The sequence below is a fragment of the Clostridium sp. TW13 genome (genome assembly GCF_024345225.1).
In the GTDB taxonomy this organism is placed as follows: Bacteria; Bacillota; Clostridia; order Clostridiales; family Clostridiaceae; genus Inconstantimicrobium; species Inconstantimicrobium mannanitabidum.
Map to the genome: position 1 here is coordinate 4,508,936 of NZ_BROD01000001.1, position 18,382 is coordinate 4,527,317.

18 protein-coding genes and 2 pseudogenes are annotated in these 18,382 nt (G+C 31.0%); 17 read left to right on the top strand and 3 right to left on the bottom strand.

Annotated elements, in window-relative coordinates; genetic code table 11:
- Positions 1-30: 30 nt before the first annotated feature.
- Positions 31-987, bottom strand: a complete 957-nt coding sequence (locus OCU47_RS21110) for a hypothetical protein (protein WP_261830526.1) — start codon at positions 985-987, stop codon at positions 31-33.
- Positions 988-1,133: 146 nt separating this feature from the next.
- Here OCU47_RS21110 and cdaA point away from each other — a divergent pair, with 146 nt between their 5' ends.
- The 5 genes from cdaA to buk all read left to right on the top strand — a co-directional run bounded on the left by cdaA (position 1,134) and on the right by buk (position 7,014).
- Positions 1,134-1,991: a diadenylate cyclase CdaA gene (gene cdaA / locus OCU47_RS21115; protein ID WP_261830527.1), complete on the top strand. Its 858-nt coding sequence runs from the start codon at positions 1,134-1,136 to the stop codon at positions 1,989-1,991.
- A complete protein-coding gene (locus OCU47_RS21120) occupies positions 1,961-3,187 on the top strand; it encodes a CdaR family protein (RefSeq protein ID WP_261830528.1) in 1,227 nt (408 codons plus the stop codon). The genes cdaA and OCU47_RS21120 overlap by 31 nt, the downstream gene beginning before the upstream one ends.
- A 29-nt stretch (positions 3,188-3,216) precedes the next feature.
- Positions 3,217-4,821: an NAD(P)/FAD-dependent oxidoreductase gene (locus OCU47_RS21125; protein WP_261830529.1), complete on the top strand. Its 1,605-nt coding sequence runs from the start codon at positions 3,217-3,219 to the stop codon at positions 4,819-4,821.
- Positions 4,822-4,980: 159 nt separating this feature from the next.
- Positions 4,981-5,892 (top strand): phosphate butyryltransferase, encoded by a 912-nt coding sequence (ptb, locus tag OCU47_RS21130; RefSeq protein ID WP_261830530.1) that lies wholly within the window; start codon positions 4,981-4,983, stop codon positions 5,890-5,892.
- A 51-nt stretch (positions 5,893-5,943) separates the two neighbouring features.
- Complete coding sequence (buk, locus tag OCU47_RS21135) at positions 5,944-7,014, top strand: butyrate kinase (protein WP_261830531.1); 1,071 nt, start codon at positions 5,944-5,946, stop codon at positions 7,012-7,014.
- 172 nt (positions 7,015-7,186) lie between these two features.
- Here the strand turns inward: buk and OCU47_RS21140 are convergent, their stop codons facing one another.
- Positions 7,187-7,507, bottom strand: coding sequence for a hypothetical protein (locus OCU47_RS21140; protein WP_261830532.1), 321 nt, complete (start codon positions 7,505-7,507; stop codon positions 7,187-7,189).
- Positions 7,508-7,816: 309 nt separating this feature from the next.
- Between OCU47_RS21140 and OCU47_RS21145 the strand changes: the two genes are divergently transcribed.
- The gene (locus OCU47_RS21145) at positions 7,817-8,653 is read left to right on the top strand and encodes an AIM24 family protein (protein WP_261830533.1); all 837 of its coding nucleotides are present in this window, start codon (positions 7,817-7,819) and stop codon (positions 8,651-8,653) included.
- Positions 8,654-8,705: 52 nt separating this feature from the next.
- Complete coding sequence (locus tag OCU47_RS21150; RefSeq protein ID WP_376778050.1) at positions 8,706-9,020, top strand: YerC/YecD family TrpR-related protein; 315 nt, start codon at positions 8,706-8,708, stop codon at positions 9,018-9,020.
- 234 nt (positions 9,021-9,254) lie between these two features.
- On the opposite strand, the gene OCU47_RS21155 is transcribed toward OCU47_RS21150, so the two are convergent.
- On the bottom strand, positions 9,255-9,698 hold the full coding sequence (locus OCU47_RS21155; RefSeq protein WP_261830534.1) for a PBECR3 domain-containing polyvalent protein: 444 nt from the start codon (positions 9,696-9,698) through the stop codon (positions 9,255-9,257).
- Between the two features lie 152 nt (positions 9,699-9,850).
- Here OCU47_RS21155 and OCU47_RS21160 point away from each other — a divergent pair, with 152 nt between their 5' ends.
- From OCU47_RS21160 to OCU47_RS21200, 10 genes and pseudogenes are all read left to right on the top strand, one after another.
- On the top strand, positions 9,851-10,474 hold the full coding sequence (locus tag OCU47_RS21160; protein ID WP_261830535.1) for a YhbD family protein: 624 nt from the start codon (positions 9,851-9,853) through the stop codon (positions 10,472-10,474).
- Positions 10,475-10,488: 14 nt separating this feature from the next.
- Positions 10,489-11,286 (top strand): polymer-forming cytoskeletal protein, encoded by a 798-nt coding sequence (locus OCU47_RS21165; protein WP_261830536.1) that lies wholly within the window; start codon positions 10,489-10,491, stop codon positions 11,284-11,286.
- Between the two features lie 117 nt (positions 11,287-11,403).
- Positions 11,404-11,784 carry a DUF2089 domain-containing protein gene (locus OCU47_RS21170; protein WP_376778067.1) on the top strand — a complete coding sequence of 127 codons (381 nt, stop codon included), beginning with the start codon at positions 11,404-11,406 and terminating at the stop codon, positions 11,782-11,784.
- A gap of 123 nt (positions 11,785-11,907) precedes the next feature.
- A complete protein-coding gene (locus OCU47_RS21175; protein ID WP_261830538.1) occupies positions 11,908-12,336 on the top strand; it encodes an SHOCT-like domain-containing protein in 429 nt (142 codons plus the stop codon).
- Between the two features lie 11 nt (positions 12,337-12,347).
- Complete coding sequence (locus OCU47_RS21180; protein WP_261830539.1) at positions 12,348-12,629, top strand: hypothetical protein; 282 nt, start codon at positions 12,348-12,350, stop codon at positions 12,627-12,629.
- Between the two features lie 323 nt (positions 12,630-12,952).
- Positions 12,953-14,302, top strand: a complete 1,350-nt coding sequence (gene glmM / locus OCU47_RS21185; protein ID WP_261830540.1) for a phosphoglucosamine mutase — start codon at positions 12,953-12,955, stop codon at positions 14,300-14,302.
- A gap of 467 nt (positions 14,303-14,769) precedes the next feature.
- Positions 14,770-15,051 (top strand): annotated as a pseudogene (locus tag OCU47_RS21840) (M15 family metallopeptidase); the annotation flags it as partial.
- Positions 15,025-15,115 (top strand): annotated as a pseudogene (locus OCU47_RS21845) (D-alanyl-D-alanine carboxypeptidase family protein); the annotation flags it as partial. The pseudogenes OCU47_RS21840 and OCU47_RS21845, both read left to right, overlap by 27 nt.
- Positions 15,116-15,654: 539 nt before the next feature.
- Positions 15,655-17,481 carry a glutamine--fructose-6-phosphate transaminase (isomerizing) gene (gene glmS, locus OCU47_RS21195; RefSeq protein ID WP_261830542.1) on the top strand — a complete coding sequence of 609 codons (1,827 nt, stop codon included), beginning with the start codon at positions 15,655-15,657 and terminating at the stop codon, positions 17,479-17,481.
- Between the two features lie 166 nt (positions 17,482-17,647).
- Positions 17,648-18,271, top strand: coding sequence for an HAD family hydrolase (locus OCU47_RS21200; protein ID WP_261830543.1), 624 nt, complete (start codon positions 17,648-17,650; stop codon positions 18,269-18,271).
- Positions 18,272-18,382: the final 111 nt, after the last annotated feature.

An 18,382-nucleotide genomic window follows, 5' to 3' on the forward strand; every position in this document is an offset into this window, starting at 1 on the left:
TATTATAACCAAATTGATTAATTTAATACATTATTGCCCATAATTATTTATGAGTTGCTGAAATTGGTTAAATTCTACTACCATGTCATTATATTTCTCATAGACATTATCATATTTAGCTGATTTTCCAGAAACATCACTATTTAGTGTATCCGATAAACACGAAATATAATCATTATATTTATTTAAAGTATTGGAGAATGAGTTGAATATATCCAAAGCGCTAGCAGGAATAGAAATTGTGGAAATATCCTGCTTAAGTTTATTGAAATTTTCCATTTTAATATATACATCATTTACTATAGAATTTAATGATCGTTTTTCAGCCTTGGCTCTGTCAATTGCAGGTTTTAAATCTTCCTTTAATTCGTTAAATGTTTGAACATATTGTTCGAAATTATTTAAGAAATCTCTTTTTTGAGAGGCTTCCATATCAATATCTCTATTTAACTTTATTACTTCATTTGTATAAACAACAAAGTTTTTATAAAATATTACAAAGTTATTTGAGAGAGAAACTTTATATCCAAGGGAATTGCATTTATCATAACTCTTATTGCATTCAGCATATAAAGCATTAAGGTTATTTAAAGTCTTACTTAAGTCTTTTGATGAAGTATTTTTTAAAATGCATATCAATTGTTCATAAAGTTTTAAATTATTTGATAAGGCAAGTTTTAAGCTATTTTGAATATTTTTATATTTATCTGGTAGTGTTAATTTATCTAATTTATTTTTTTCACTTAATAATTTATTTTGATTATCAGACAGAGTTGATAAAGATATTTTTGAATCAATTATGCTGTCTTTTATGCCTTTAGCACAGGAGCTATTAATTGCTATAACATTGCTACAGAGCTTATTCAGCTCTCTTTTATATGGATTATTAAAGTATAGAAATAGAGAAAATGAAATACATATTATAGCAAGCAAGAATAGAATCATTAACCATTTTTTTTTAATTGTTTTTACAAAGTCTAAATTCAAAATACATCTCCCCCTTTTGTATAAATGTATATTTAATATTTACGGATATATTCGTAAATGTAAAAAAAATTATAAATAATCATAATAGCGTATTAAGATAGGGGTGAATGGTGTATAATTTTATATAGTCAGGGAGGTGCGGGTTAGTGCAAGATATAATTAATATGATAATAAATTCATTAAGAAACATATCTGTATGGTCAATAGTTGATATAATAGTAGTTTCATACATTTTATATAGAGGATATCTGCTTATGAAGGAAACTAGAGCAGAGCAATTGTTTAAAGGAATATTATTGGTTTTGGCACTTATACCAATAAGCTATGTTTTGAAACTAGATATGTTAAATTTTATTTTGACTAAGACAATAACAATAGGAGTATTGGCTGTTATAATTATTTTTCAACCAGAAATAAGAAGAGCTTTGGAGCATTTAGGAAGAAGTGCTTTTGAAGACATGCACTTAATTGAAGATGATGCAGTTCTAAACAGTGTTGTAACAGAGATAGTTGCAGCGGTAGAAAATTTAGCTGAAAGTAAGACTGGCGCATTAATTGCCATTGAACAGGGAACAGGTCTTAGTGAAGTTATAGGTAATAATGGTACTGTATTAGATGCAAAAGTTAGTGCGGCATTATTAGAAAATATATTTGTAGTTAACACCCCTTTACATGATGGTGCCACAATAATTAGAAATGATAGAATTTTAGCTTCTGGCTGTGTGCTACCCCTAACAGGAAACAATACTATAAATAAGAAGCTGGGAACAAGACATAGAGCTGCTTTGGGATTATCTGAGAATTCAGATGCACTTGTAATAGTAGTTTCAGAGGAGACTGGTGTGATATCCTTAGCTGTAAATGGAAGACTTACAAGAAACTTTGACAAGGAAAAATTAAAAAGTATTTTAATAAAAATAATGAAAAAGAGAAGAAAGAAAAGAGTAAAATCAATTGAGGAGAGGGTGAAAGCATGGATAATGAAGAAAAGAAGAAAAATATAGCCATTAAGGTTATCTGTGTACTTTTCTCTTTGGGTTTATGGCTTTATATAACTAATATAGAAAATCCTATTAAAGAGTATAAGATAAATAATGTACCTGTAGAAATCATTAATGAAGATGTTTTAAAGGATTCAAATTTAACACTTATGCCAAATCAAACGCTTAAAATTAATGTTACAATTGAAGGTCCAGCTACAGAAGTATATAAGGTTAGCAGTGATCAAATAAAAGTTGCAGTTAATTTAAGTGGTTATGCATTGAAAAAAGGTGAAAATAAAATTCCTGTAGAGATTCAAAGCTATCCAGCAGGAATAAGTATAAAAAATAATGACTTCTTAAGAGTGGCAGTTAATTTAGATACTTATGCTGAAAAGAATTTACCTATACAAAATGATATAAATATAAAAACTAAAAGTGGGTATTATAAAGGTGATATAGAAGTTAGTCCTAGTACAGCTACTATATCAGGAGCAGCTCAATATGTTGACTCAGTTAAAACAGTTAGAGTAAGTACTGATTTAACTGATTTAAGTTCAGATGTAAGTACAGAACTAAAAATAGAAGCATTTAATGCAGACAATAATCAAGTTACTCAGGTGAAGATTTTCCCTAATGTTGCAAGGGTTAAGGTTCCAATTAGAAAAGGAAAGCTAGTATCAGTTAAGGTTCCTACAACTGGAAGTATATCTAACAACATGGTATTGAAGAGTGTTACTCCAGTCAATAAAAGTATTGAGATAATTGGAGATGAAAGTGTATTAAATTCAATTAACGAAATAAGTACTGATCCAATAAACTTAACTAATATAGACGGAACTAAGGATGTTAGTGTAGCATTAAAAATACCACTAGGAGTGAGGGCAGTAAATAATGAAAGGTATGTCAAAGTAAATGTATTAACGACTCAGTATGTTACTAAAGATATTACTGTACAGGTAAAAGAGAAGAATACTCCAACAGGATTGACTGCAAGCTTTGATAAAGGTATTAAGATTACATTGAGAGGGCTACAAGAAGATATTTCAGCACTAAAGGATGAGGATTTAGGCAATATCACGGCGGAAGCAGATTTCACTAACATAAAAGAAGGAAGCAATACGGTAGATTATACTATATCCAATTTACCTTCTAAGATTACTGTACAAGCTAAAAATCCTGATAAATTAACGGTTACAGCTAAAAAAGCTGCTCAATAAACAAAAATAAATATAAACGGAGACGAAGAATGGCTATTAGAATAAACAACGTACAATTAGATATAAATGAAGATATTTCACTATTAAAGGCTAAGGCTGCAAAAAAATTAAGAATAAAAGAAGCTTCAATAAGTGATTTAAAAATAATAAAAGAGTCTATAGATGCTAGAAAGAAAAACTCAATAAAATTTAACTATTGTATAGATATATGCTGTGAAAATGAAAAGAACCTTGTGTATAAACTAAAAGACAAAGATATACGATTTGAAGAAGAAGGATATAAAGAGGAAATTCAGTTTGGTAGCAAAAAGCTTGCCCACAGACCAGTTGTTATTGGACTTGGACCTGCTGGTCTATTCTCTGCATTATTGTTAGCGAAAAATGGATATAGACCTATAGTGTTTGAAAGAGGAGAAGATGTTGATAACAGAACAAAAACTGTGGAAAAGTTTTGGACTACCGGTGAATTAAATACAGAATCCAATGTTCAATTTGGAGAAGGAGGAGCAGGAGCTTTCTCTGACGGTAAGTTAACAACTAGAATTAAGGATACAAGATGTGATTTAGTACTTGAAGCTCTAGTAAAAGCAGGCGCGCCTGAAGAAATAATCTACATGGGAAAACCGCATGTAGGAACAGATATTTTAAAAACTGTTGTTAAGAATATAAGAGAAGAAATAAAGGCTTTAGGTGGAGAAATACATTTTTCTTCAAAACTTGAAAAAGTTATTGCGAAGAATGGGAAAGTTAATTCTATCATAGTTAATAGTAATGAAATACCTTGTTCTCAACTTATATTGGCTATAGGACATAGTTCAAGAGATACCTATGAAATGTTAAATGGAATAGGCATGTTTATGGAACCTAAACCTTTTGCTATAGGAGTAAGAGTTGAGCATCCACAGGATTTAATAAATAGAAATCAATATGGTGAATATGCAAATCATCCTAGACTTAAGGCGGCAGAATATAGATTAACTCACACCGCAGAAAGTACTAAGAGACCAGTGTACTCTTTTTGTATGTGTCCAGGTGGAGTTGTAGTAGGTGCAGCTTCAGAAGAAAATAGACTTGTAGTTAATGGAATGAGTTATCATGCAAGAGATAATAAAAATGCAAATTCTGCACTTGTTGTAGGAGTAGGGCCGGAGGATTTTGAAGGTAATTCTCCATTAAGTGCAATGAATTTCCAAAGGCATTATGAGGAACTTGCTTATAAAGTAGGTGGAGGAAACTATAAGGCTCCAGTACAAAAAATAAGTGATTTCATGGAAGATAGGATAACTAAAAAATTAGACAGTGTGATTCCAACAGTAACGCCAGGATATGAATTCAAAGATTTAAGAGAGTGCTTACCAAGCTATGTAGTTCAAAGTTTGAAAGAAGGACTAGATAATTTTGATAGGAAAATAAAAGGTTTTGGAGCTTCTGGAGAAGGAATTATGATAGGAATAGAAACCAGAACCTCAGCACCAGTGAGAATAACTAGAAATGAAAACTTAGAAAGTATTTCAATAGGAGGGGTATACCCAACAGGAGAAGGAGCAGGCTTTGCAGGTGGCATAGTATCAGCAGCAGTAGATGGACTTAAGGTTGCAGAAAACATAATTAAAGAATATTCTCCAATAATATAATAGAAAATTAAAATCTGAGAACTATTGTTTTCAGATTTTTTTTGCCAAAACTTCTTTAAAGGTATAAAATAGATTGTAGAACTATTAGTAGTTTTTTTTATCAGATATTTGTGATAAAATTAACAATATAAAGCAAAAAATATAGAAGAGGTGCAGTAAATGAGTAAGAATTTTGATGACCTATTTTCAAGATTAAAAGAAATTCCTAAAAAGAAGGTTGCAGTAGCGGTGGCTCAAGATGAACCAGTACTAGAAGCAATAAAAGAAGCTACAAATCTAGGAGTAGCTGAAGCTATATTAGTTGGAGACAAACAAAAAATACATGAAATAGCAGATAAGATAAACTTAGATTTATCTGATTACGAAATAATGGACGTTAAGGATCCTAAAAAAGCTGCTTTAGAAGCTGTTAAATTAGTATCAAGCGGACATGCAGATATGCTAATGAAAGGATTAGTAGATACTGCTACATTCTTAAGAAGTGTATTAAACAAAGAAGTTGGATTAAGAACAGGTAATTTAATGTCACATGTAGCTGTTTTTGAATCAGAAGGATGGGACAGATTATTATTTTTAACTGACGCTGCTTTTAATACATATCCAGAATTAAAGGATAAGGCTGGAATGATAAATAATGCAGTTGCAGTTGCTCATAGCTGTGGTATAGAAACACCAAAAGTTGCAGTTATAGGACCAGTAGAAGTTGTAAATCCAGCAATGCAATCAACAGTTGATGCAGCATTATTAGCAAAGATGAGTGACAGAGGACAATTCAAGGGATGTGTAGTTGATGGACCTTTTGCTTTAGATAATGCAATATCAGAAGAAGCAGCACATCATAAGGGAGTAAAGGGACCAGTAGCTGGTAAAGCAGATATATTATTATTACCAGATATAGAAGTTGCTAACGTTATGTATAAGACATTAACATATTTCTCAAACTCAAAGAATGGTTGTCTTCTAGTAGGAACTTCAGCACCAGTTATATTAACTTCAAGAGCTGACTCTTTCGAAACAAAAGTTAACTCAATTGCTCTTGCAGCATTAGTTGCAGAAAAAAATAAAAGATAATTATTAGTGTAAATAATTTTATTTTAATGTGTTATCAATGGAGGATGGAATATGTCATACAAGTTATTAATAATCAATCCAGGTTCGACATCAACTAAAATAGGGGTTTATGAAGACGAAAAACAATTATTTGAAGAAACATTAAGACACACAAATGAAGAAATAAAGAGATATGATACAATATTTGATCAATTTCAATTTAGAAAAGATGTTATTTTAAATGTGCTTAAGGAGAAGAACTTTGATATCAAAACTTTAAGTGCTATAGTTGGAAGAGGCGGAATGTTAAAGCCAGTAGAAGGTGGAACATACGCTGTTAATGATGCTATGGTTGAAGACTTAAAGATTGGTGTTCAAGGTCCACATGCTTCAAATCTTGGTGGCATAATAGCTAAGTCCATTGGAGATGAATTAGGAGTTCCATCATTTATAGTAGATCCAGTTGTTACTGATGAATTAGATGATGTAGCTAGATTATCTGGAGTTCCAGAACTTCCAAGAAAGAGTAAGTTCCATGCATTAAATCAAAAAGCTGTTGCTAAGAGATATGGAAAAGAAACAGGAAAAGGATATGAAAACTTAAATCTTGTTGTTGTTCACATGGGTGGAGGAGTTTCTGTTGGAGCTCATAAGCAAGGTAGAGTTATAGATGTAAATAATGCTTTAGATGGTGATGGTCCATTCTCACCAGAAAGAGCAGGTTCAGTTCCAGTTGGAGATTTAATTAAAATGTGCTTCAGTGGAAAATATAATGAACAAGAAGTATATACAAAGGTAGTAGGTAAAGGTGGATTTGTTGGATACCTAAATACTAACGATGTAAAAGGTACTATAGATAAGATGGAAGCTGGAGACAAGGAATGTGAAAAGATATATAAAGCATTTGTATATCAAATCACAAAGACAATTGGAGAAATGTCAGCAGCATTAAATGGCAAGGTTGATCAAATTATCCTTACAGGTGGAATTGCATATTCACCAACTCTAGTACCAGACTTAAAGGCAAACATCGAGTGGATAGCACCAGTTACAGTATATCCAGGAGAAGATGAACTTTTAGCTTTAACTCAAGGAGCAATAAGAGTGCTTAGTGGGGAAGAAACAGCTAAGGTATATAAATAATATAAGTTGATTATAACTGTAAAAATGCTGAATAAACTCAAAGGTTTATTCAGCATTTTTTTAATAATTTTAAATTATACACTTGTTATTATATATGTTCCAATAAATAAACTAAAATTGGATTTAATGTGATGGTTATTAATTATGAAATATTATTTTTATAACTTATAGGCTATTTTTCAATAGAAAATTTATTTTTGATTGGATAGTAAGCAGCTAAAAGAACTACAAGCAAAACAATACTTCCAGCAAATAAAGGAGTTGATTGTTTTATTGCTTTAAAAAATAGGCCAAAGGATAAAAATAATAATCCACAGATTGAGTAGAAAGTTCCGTCAATTATGCACATTTTCTTAACATTGATGGTAGTATTGTTATTTTTTCGTTGTAGTGCTTCTAGAGAAACATTTTGGTTTGGGTACTTTTTAAAGAAGATAGCACTTAATCCTATACCAATAAAAAGTATGCCAAGAATAGTAGCTGTAAAATTCATTGCGTTTCCTCCAATATTTCAATTGTATACAGAATTTGTATATGTATATTATAATTAATTTACAAAGTTTCGGCAATGTGCCAGAATAGAGTTATATGTTTCAATTATAAAATATATAGTTTTTCATCAACAACGCATACTGTATTAGAATAATAAAATGGTATATAATTCATAGTAATATGTTAATAATTAAAATGATGGTTAGAATGAAATAGAGAATTGAGGTATCTGAAAATGAATAACAAGCTAAAATAGACTAGTAGATGAACTTGTTTATTTTTGAGCATGCCTAAAATATGGGGGAATATTATGAGAACATCACTGAATATAACAAACAAATTAAATTTGATTTCACAGATGCAGGGGGATTCTGCTTTTCAAATTCTTGAGTATGATCAACTTAATGGAAGTAAGAATGTAGATTTAGCTGTTCAGTTAAATTTTATGAGAGAGTCTGGAGTTAAATTAAAGCAAGTAAGAATAATATTAGATGACAGCTCAGTAAGATTAGAATCAGGAGCCTTAAGTTATCTAAAAGGTGATATAGAAATTCACAATAAGATTGGAGGACCTTTGGGTCTTGGTAAGAAGTTTTTAACAAGTAAGGTTACTGGCGAGACTATGTTCAAGCCAACTTATAGTGGTACAGGTGAAATCTTTTTAGAACCATCATTTGGACATTATGCTTTGATAGAATTAGAAGATGATGAGATAGTAGTAGATGATGGTTTGTTTTATGCCTGTGAAGAAAGTGTTGAAGTTGGAGCTGCAATGCAAAAAAGTATATCATCCATGCTTTTAGGAAATGAGGGTGTTTTTCAAACTAGACTTACTGGAAGTGGAATTGTAGTTTTAGAACTTCCAGTTCCAGAAACAGAGATATTCAAATGCAAATTGAATAAAGATGTTTTAAAGGTTGATGGTAATTTTGCTATATTAAGAACGGGAGATATAGAATTTACTGTGGAAAAGGCTTCAAAATCAATAGTTGGAACTGCTACCAGTGGAGAAGGCTTCTTAAATGTATATAGAGGAACAGGTGAAGTGTGGTTAGTACCAACAGTTAGCGTTTATAATGAACTACTTAGAAAGGGGTTGTCAGAAATAAGCAATCCTAGTGGAAGCTATGGAAAAGATGAAGAATAATTTAGTAGAACAAAGTGATGAATTGTGATAAAATCACTAAGAGGTGAAGATTATGGAGTATAAATCAAGGTTACAGAGTGACGATATGGACTATTTTTTTAAAGCCATATTGAGCCTACAAAATATAGAAGAATGTTATAGATTTTTTGAAGATGTAGCAACAATAAATGAAATCAAAGCTTTAGCTCAGAGAATGCATGTAGCAAAAATGCTTGAAGAAAAGAAGACTTATACAGATATAGTAGAGATAACTCATGCCTCCACAGCGACTATAAGCAGAGTAAATAAATGCCTAAATTATGGCAGTGAAGGATACAATATAGTGTTAGATAGATTAAAAGAAGACAATGAAGATAATGAAAAATAGATATAAAAAAAGCTTGCCTGTTTGCAAGCTTTTTTGTTTACGCTAAAAATCTAGTCATAAGTATACTATCAAAAAAAGATTTTCTAGCAGGGCGGCGTATCCTGCATCTCTGTTTACTACTAAAAGCATAGCGCGTGAGGAGCCATTTCTCACCTTAGAAATCTCAAATTATATACCGATACTTATATAGTATACACTTTATATTTATTTTGTTCAATATTCCTAAAAAATATTTTATTGAAAACATTCTTTAGTAACAAGTTTCTTTTCTACTTGTTTAAATTTACTTATAGATGTAATGGCAATAAATCGACCATTATAAAGTCTACTGCAAATTTTCCCTTCTGTTATTGGATATAAGGAAGCAACATAGATATATCCTTCATCAGGATCAACCTCTAGGCCTAAAAGCATAAACACCCCCACGTATTTTACAAGTTCAATTGAATTGCAGCCTTTTTTAGGATCCTGCCCAATGAAGTCTGGTGACGATATTATAGATTTAATAGTAGGAGTTAGATTTTCTATAATATTTCTACCAAGTTGTTTTGCATGCTTTTTTACAATATGCTTGTAGACTCCAGGACAGGCAAATACATCACCATTACAAGTAAAACCAGCTAATCTTGCAACTTTTGATGGTATTTTCCCAACTCGAATATAACCTTTCATGCTCATTAAACATACCACCTTTAGCAGAGGATAAAAATAATAATATTTATATTATATATTATTATAATTATACTATAAAATTGATAACTATAGAATAAATTAATAAAAAGACTTTACAATGAAACATTGTTATGTTACGCTATACATGAGGTGGAGTTATGGAAGAAGAATTAATTACGAAAAAAGATCTTTTAGACTTAACTGGCATATCCTATGGACAGCTGTATAGATGGAAGAGAAAAGCTCTGATTCCAGATGAATGGTTTATAAAGAAATCATCATTTACTGGGCAAGAGACCTATTTACCTAAAGAAAAGATTTTAAACAGAGTAAACAAAATAATTGAACTGAAAGATACAGTTTCTTTGGATGAATTGGCAGATATGTTTTCAATAAATCCAAAATCAAAAAGCTATACTTGGGAAGATATTATTGAAAATGAAATAAGTTCAGAAGCTTGTTTGAAGTTGTATTCAAAAAGTTTTGGGGAAAAAGAAGAGTTTGTTTTTAAAGATGTATTGTGCATATATATTTTTAATAAACTGCTGAAGGATAATATACTTTCTTTTGAGCAAATAGAAGAAACTATTGAAAGTATTGATTTCTATTATGAAAAAACAGAAGAGAAAGATTATAATTTAGTGATGGTAAAAGAGAAAGAGACTATTTTTAGTTTTTTTGTAGCAAAGGATAGTTGGATTCCGTTAAAGGAATATAAGGTTATTTTAGATATAAATTTTCATGATTTAGCAGATCAGATAAAGAAAAAATTAAGGGGATAATGGAGGAATTAATAATGGTTGAATTGAGAAATGAGTTAAATAGTAAGGGAGATTTAAAGATTTCAGGGTCAGGAAGTTCAGGTGGTGGAGATTTTAATTGCGTAAGGATAAGTGGTTCAGGCAAAGTAACAGGTAATATAAGATGTGTGGACTTTAGTACTTCTGGATCTTCTAGAGTTGATGGAAGTCTAGAAACTGAGACATTTAAAACTAGTGGCTCTTCAAGAATTGAAGGAGATATAATAGCAAATGAAGTAAGAACAAGTGGCTCTGCTAATGTTCATGGTGATGTAACAACAGAGGAATTTCAATGTAATGGTTCATCTAACATAGATGGAAACTTGCAAGCAAAGGAGTTAAGTGCTTCAGGCAGCATAAAGGTTGGAAACAATGTAAGTGGAGATAGAATGAAATTTTCAGGTTCATTTGAGTTTGGTGGAAATTGTGAAGCAGAAGAATTTCAAAGTTCAGGACATTTTCATATAAAAGGACTTCTAAATGCGGAAACTATGGACATTAATCTAGGATCTCATTGTAAGGTTCAAGAAATAGGTGGCAATAAAGTAAATATATACAGTAGAAATCCAGGACTTAATCTTCTTGGTTTTTTAGGACTTAAATTTAATACTGGAAAGTTAACTTGTAATACTATTGAAGCTGATGAGGTAGATATAGCATTTGTAGAAGCGGATTTAGTAAGAGGCAATAACATTGTAATAAGAGAAGGTTGCAATATACAAAAAGTAGAGTATAGTGGAAACTACAGAACAGAAGGCAATGCAAAAGTTGTAGAAGCAATAAAAGTTGATTAAAAATAAATATATTAAATTCAATGTTGAATATATTAATTAAAATTATAATTTTAATTAATATATTCAATTTTTACTTTACAAATATAAAAATAGTGATAATATATAGGTAAAGGAGGAATTAATATGCAAGTAATTTCGAGATGTCCTGTATGTAATGGTAGCCTTAAGGTTATGAGATTAAAATGTAGTAAATGTAACACAGTTATAGAAAATGAATTTTCTTTCAATAAATTCACTGAGCTATCTAAAGAACAATTAAATTTTCTAGAAGTATTTTTAATGTGTAGAGGAAATATCAAGGATGTGGAAAAGGAATTGAAAATTTCATATCCAACAGTGAGAGCTAAATTAGATGAGCTTATAAGTGAACTAGGATTGCAAAGGGAAAAGATTAAAACTGAAAAAGAAACAATTAAGAATGATAATAATGAGATTCTAGATAAGCTTGAAAAAGGAGAAATAACTCCAGATGAAGCACTAGAATTGTTGAGGAAATAAAGCAAGAAGGTGTATGAAAATAGCCTAGCATATCAACCTAATTGCTTTTAGATATCTAAGCAAAGAATGAAAAAATAAATTAAAAAGCAATAAGTATATAAGATTAAGGGGAGTGTAATATTTATGAAAGAAGAAAGACAAAGAATATTAAAGATGTTAGCTGAAGGAAAGATTGATGAAGAACAAGCTGAAAAGTTATTGGATGCACTTAGTAATGGGAGAGATGAAAATGATACACAAGCTATAGAAGTAAGCAACGTTAAAGGTGGTTTTGAAGAAAAATACAGCATATTTAGAGATGAAGTTATGAAAAAACATTCAAATATGTTATTAATCTTTGTTTCATCTAAAGAGGGAGAAAATGTTAGAATTAAATTTCCAATGAGTTTTGTCAAGCTTATGATAAAGGCAGCTGGAAAGGAAAATATAAATCTTAACGGAGTGAATATAGACAGGGAAGTTCTTCAATCAGCCATAGATAATGATTTAAAAGGCAGAATTGTAGATATTGATTCTAATGATGGGGATAATGTAATCATAGAGATAATATAGGGGTTAAGATTATGAGAATATTAATCAAAGAAAAAGATAAACGGGCTATTAAGATAGTTTTTCCTAATTTCATTATAAATGTAGGCTTAAGAATTGCTATGAGATGTATGAAGGTTGAAATCAATGAAGCTAACACTAATAGAAGCAAAGAAAAAGTATATTTTGGACTTAATCAATTTCAAGGGCTAGACAAAAAGATTTTTAAACAAGCTCTTAAGGAGTTAAAGAAATACAAAGGGTTAGAAATTGTTAATGTAGAATCAAAGGATGAAAAAGTTAGTATAGTGATATAAAGTGAAACTTGATTCAGGTGGGGTTTGATCCCCATCTGAATCTTAGTTGAACTTATCCAGGAGCGTGCAGCCGTTATCTCCAACTTAAAGAAGTTGGAGTGTTACGGATGCTAGCTATCGGATAAAACTTACTCCTTTAGTTAATAATATATAGCTTAAAGTGAATGAATTCTATAATAACAAAGGTTTCAGTTGTTATAATGGATAAAATTATATATAATGAGTAAAGATGAGTTACTTTAATTGAAGTAATAACTATAATAGTAATAAAAGCGTAAATTATATACTTTATTATATTATTTAAAAGAGGAGTAAGTAAGACTATGAGTAGAATGTTTGGTACAGATGGTGTTAGAGGAATAGCTAATGCAGAGTTAACAGCAGAAACAGCATATAATTTAGGAAGAGCAGGAGCCTTTGTTTTAACGGAAGGTACTCACAAACCTAAAATCTTAGTTGGTAAGGACACTAGAATATCTGGAGATATGTTAGAATCAGCTTTGGTTTCTGGAATACTTTCAGTAGGAGCAGAAGCAGTATGTGTTGGGGTAGTGCCTACACCAGCTATCGCATATCTAAATAGAGAATATGGAGCAGATGCAGGAATAATGATTTCAGCTTCTCATAATCCAGTTGAGTACAACGGAATAAAGTTTTTTGATGAAAAAGGATATAAGCTTCCAGATGATTTAGAAGATGAAATTCAAAGTGTAATAGATAGTGGATTCCTAGGAGTTCCAAGTCCAGTTGGAGAAAACTTAGGAAGAAAGAGAAAAGAAATTGGTGCATTGGATGATTATATAACTTTTGCTAAATCAACCATACCAGTAAATTTAAAAGGATTAAAAGTTGCATTAGATTGTGCAAATGGTGCTTGTTATGAAGCAGCAGTAAAGGCATTCAGAGATTTAGGTGCAGATGTTTTCGTTATAAATGATAATCCAGATGGAACTAACATAAATGAAAATTGTGGATCAACACATCCAGAAGAGCTAATGGAATATGTAGTTAAGAAGAAGTGCGATATGGGTTTTGCCTTTGATGGTGATGCTGATAGATGTTTAGCTGTAGATGATAAAGGAAAGTTAATAAATGGAGATTATATACTTACTTTATGTGCAAAGCATCTAAAGGACATGGGAAGACTTAAGGATAATACTTTAGTTGTTACAGTAATGAGTAACTTAGGTTTAAAGCTTGCTTGTGAAAAAGAAGGAATTAATCTTAAAATCACAACTGTTGGAGATAGATATGTTTTAGAGGAAATGGTGAAGAATGGATATGTTCTTGGTGGAGAACAATCAGGACACGTAATCTTCCTTGATTACAATTCTACTGGTGATGGTTTAGTTACTGCATTACAAGTAGCTTACACTGTTAAAAAGAGCGGAGAAAAGTTAAGTGAATTAGCTTCAATAATGAAGGAATTACCTCAAGTTTTAGCAAATGCAAAGATACCAAATGATAAAAAGAATATTCATGAAAAAGACGAAGAAATAATTGCAGAAATTAAGAAAATAGAAGAGTCTCTTCATGGAGTGGGCAGAGTTCTTATAAGACCTTCAGGTACAGAACCCCTAGTTAGAGTTATGCTAGAAGGAGAAAATCAAGAAGAAATAGATAAGATGGCTCATGATTTAGCAAAACTTATAGAACAAAAAGCTAATGCATAGAAATATATTGAAAATGACTGTAATTTAATTACAGTCATTTTTTGTGTATTTGAATAAATTGTAAAATCCTTGTCTAAAATTTTAATATAGATTTTAGATAAAGGGAGTTGAAGCATATGAGCAAGAAAAAGGTAGTTTTAATATTTGTATTAGGAATATTAGTAGGTGCACTTGCAGGGTTTAAATTAGGTATAGAATATAATCTGAAAAAGATAAATAATGCTGTATTGGTTCAAGAGGAAAGTAAAGCTACAATAGCCAAAAGCAAGGTAAATGAACAAATGACTAAATTAAGTAGTCTAATAAATAATGATGATAATAGATTATTTGAACTGGTGAATAAGGATAATATACTTGAATCAAGCTATATTCCAAGTGATTTGGTATATCCTAAAGTAAACTGTGTAATATCAGGAAAGGATAATAGAAATCTAATGAGAAGAACTGCCGCTTCTGCTTTAGAAGAAATGTTTAATGCAGCTAAAAAAGATAATGTACAATTATATTTAAATAGTGCTTTTAGAGCATACTTGACACAAAAAGCAGTTTACCAAGCTGGAGAACAGAACAGTACAACCACTGGAGATTATATAGCAAGACCAGGAGAAAGTGAACATCAAACAGGGTTAGCTGTGGATATATGCAGTAAAAGTGCGAATTATAAGTTGGATGAGAATTTTGGTAATACAAAAGAAGGAAAATGGCTCTTAGCCAATGCTTATAAATATGGATTCATTTTAAGATACCCTAAGGATAAAGAATCAATTACCGGTTATAATTATGAAGCGTGGCATTATAGGTATGTTGGTACTGAATTGGCTAAATATCTTAATGATAATAAGCTCACTCTTGACGAGGTTTATAATCAAATTAAGTTAACAAAGAAATAAATATCTAGTGGTATAGACCAATATACATGAAATATCGAGATATATAGAGGTATATACAGATAATTAAAGATAATCGATAAAAATAGTGAAAAAACTGTGAATTTCGGATATAAGTGTGGACAAATTAAAAGTATAGGTATAGAATAATAGTGGAATTAATATTAAAGGATAACTTTAGTATTGTTTCACTATTATTTTTTTAGGAGGCGGTGCTATAGCTAAAGAAAATTTATAAGATTTTATTTTGTCAACGTATAGGAATGAAAAAAATGTTAGCGCCAGAGCTTAAGAAATATGAAAGTCTTAAGTTGACGAGGATGAGGAGTATCGAAAGTTTCGGCGGATACCTCACGGTATGAAAACACTATCGTTAAAGATTGGCAAACCTTAAAAGCAATTTTGAGAACAAAATCAATCAGGTGTTTTATTTAAATAAGTTTAATTAAAAAGGAGAATTTTTTTATGTGCGGAATAGTTGGTTTTGTAGGCCAGAGACAAGCAGCAGATGTATTAGTAGAAGGATTATCAAAGTTAGAATATAGAGGATATGACTCAGCAGGAGTTGCAGTAATAGAAGATGGAGAAATAGAAATAAGAAAATGCAAAGGAAGACTTGCAAACTTGTCATCTAAGTTAAAAGATGAACCAGTTCATGGAACAATGGGTATTGGGCATACAAGATGGGCAACTCATGGAGAACCATCAGATGTAAATTCTCACCCACATTCAAATACAAGTGAAACAATAAGTGTTGTTCACAATGGTATTATTGAAAATTATCTTAAGCTTAGAGAAAAACTAGAAGCAAAGGGATATAAATTCTTTTCTCAAACAGATACAGAAGTAATTCCAAACCTTATAGATTACTACTACAAAGGCGATTTATTAGAAGCTGTTAAGAAAGCAACAACTAAGATGGAAGGAAGCTATGCAATTGGTGTAATCAGCAAGAACGAACCAGGTAAGTTAGTTGCAGTTAGAAAGGACAGCCCATTAATAGTTGGTCTTGGAAAAGATGAATTCTTTATAGCATCAGATATTCCAGCTGTTTTAAACTATACAAGAGATGTTTATCTTCTAGAAGATAAAGAATTCGTTGTAATGACTAAAGACGGTGTAACTTTATATGATGAAGATGGAGAAATGGTTAATAAGGATGTTTATCATGTAACTTGGGATGCTCATGCAGCAGAAAAAGGTGGATACGAAGACTTCATGATAAAAGAAATTCATGAACAACCAAAGGCAATAAAGGATACAATGACTTCAAGATTAGTAGCAGGTCAAGATATTGTTTTAGATAAGATTCACTTAACTAAAGAGCAATTAGATAATGTAGATAAGATTTATATAATTGGTTGTGGAACAGCATATCATGCAGGTTTAGTAGGAAAGAATATTATAGAAAAGTTAGCAAGAATACCAGTAGAAGTTGATATAGCTTCAGAATTTAGATATAGAGATCCACTAATAACAGATAGAACTTTAATTATAGTTATTTCTCAATCAGGAGAAACAGCAGATACTCTTGCAGTTCTTAGAGATGGAAAGAAGAAGGGTGCTAGAGTAGTAGCTATAACTAATGTAGTTGGAAGTTCAGTTTCAAGAGAAGCTGATGATGTATTCTATACTTGGGCTGGTCCTGAAATAGCAGTTGCATCTACAAAAGCTTATGTAACTCAATTAGTTGCACTTTATATCTTAACTTTATATCTTGCAGATTTAAAGGGAACTTTAAGCAAGGAAGAGATAGAAAAAATAAAGACAGAAATGTTAACTTTACCAGAAAAGGCTGAAACTCTATTAAACAACCTTGAAACTATGCAAAAGTTTGCTTCTAAGTCTTATATGGAAAAGGATATATTCTTCTTAGGAAGAGGCTTAGACTATGCAGTTTCTCTAGAAGGTTCATTAAAGTTAAAGGAAATATCTTATATCCACGCAGAAGCTTATGCTGGTGGAGAATTAAAGCATGGTCCAATAGCGTTAATAGAACCAGGCACAGTGGTTATTGCAACTTTAACTCAAGAAACTTTATTAGATAAAATGGTAAGTAACATTAGAGAAGTTGTAACAAGAGGAGCTAAGGTACTTGGAATAGCATTTGAAGGAAGTACAGAAATAGAAAAGACTTGTGATTATGCAATCTATATTCCAAGAACAATGGAATTACTTGCACCAATCTTATCAGTAATTCCTCATCAATTAATTTCTTACTATGTTGCAAAACAAAAGGGCTGCGATGTAGATAAGCCAAGAAATTTAGCAAAATCAGTTACAGTAGAATAAAAATTAAAGTAATAGGCTGTGCATTCTTATTGAGTGCACAGCCTTAATTGTAAGATAAGTATTCAAATAAAGGATAAGTAATTTTAGTAAAAGAATATTGTTTAATACTCTTTACTTCTATTATTAGCAATTCTAATGAAAATATGCATTTAGAGGAGATTAGAAAATGGATATAAAAGAAATAATTTTTGATTTAGATGGAACACTATGGGATTCAACAGATGTAGTGTTAAAAGGCTGGAATGATACTTTATCGGATGTTAAAGAAGTGGAAAATTCAATTACAAAAGAAGATATGCAAGGGATAATGGGATTGCAAGTAAAAGAGATTGGCAGAGTGTTGTTCCCTCAATTAGATGAAGAGGCTTCAACTGCTCTTGTGAAGAGATGTTGCGTTGAAGAACAAGCTTGGATAAAAAGAGAAGGTGGACATCTATTTGATAATCTAGAGCAAACTTTAAAAACACTTTCTCAGAAGTATAGATTGTTTATTGTAAGCAACTGTGAATGTGGTTATATAGAATCTTTCTTAGAATATCATAATGAATTGAAGCCATATTTCCTTGACTTTGAATCTGCTGGTAACACAGGATTGTCAAAGGGAGAAAACATCAAAAGAATAATGGAAAGAAATCATATGGAAAATGCAATATATGTAGGGGATACCCAAGGAGACTGTAATGCAGCAAAGCTAGCAAACATACCATTCTTCTTTGCAAGTTATGGTTTTGGTAAGGTTGACAGCTATGATTATAAACTTGAGAAAATAGAAGATTTATTGAAACTTTAAAGGAATTATTACCACAAGATGGTTACATAAGTGTGCCATTTTGTGGTATATTATTTATATGAGTAAATCTGCCTGATTTTTTCCTAGCCATGCATTTTAATTAGCGACATT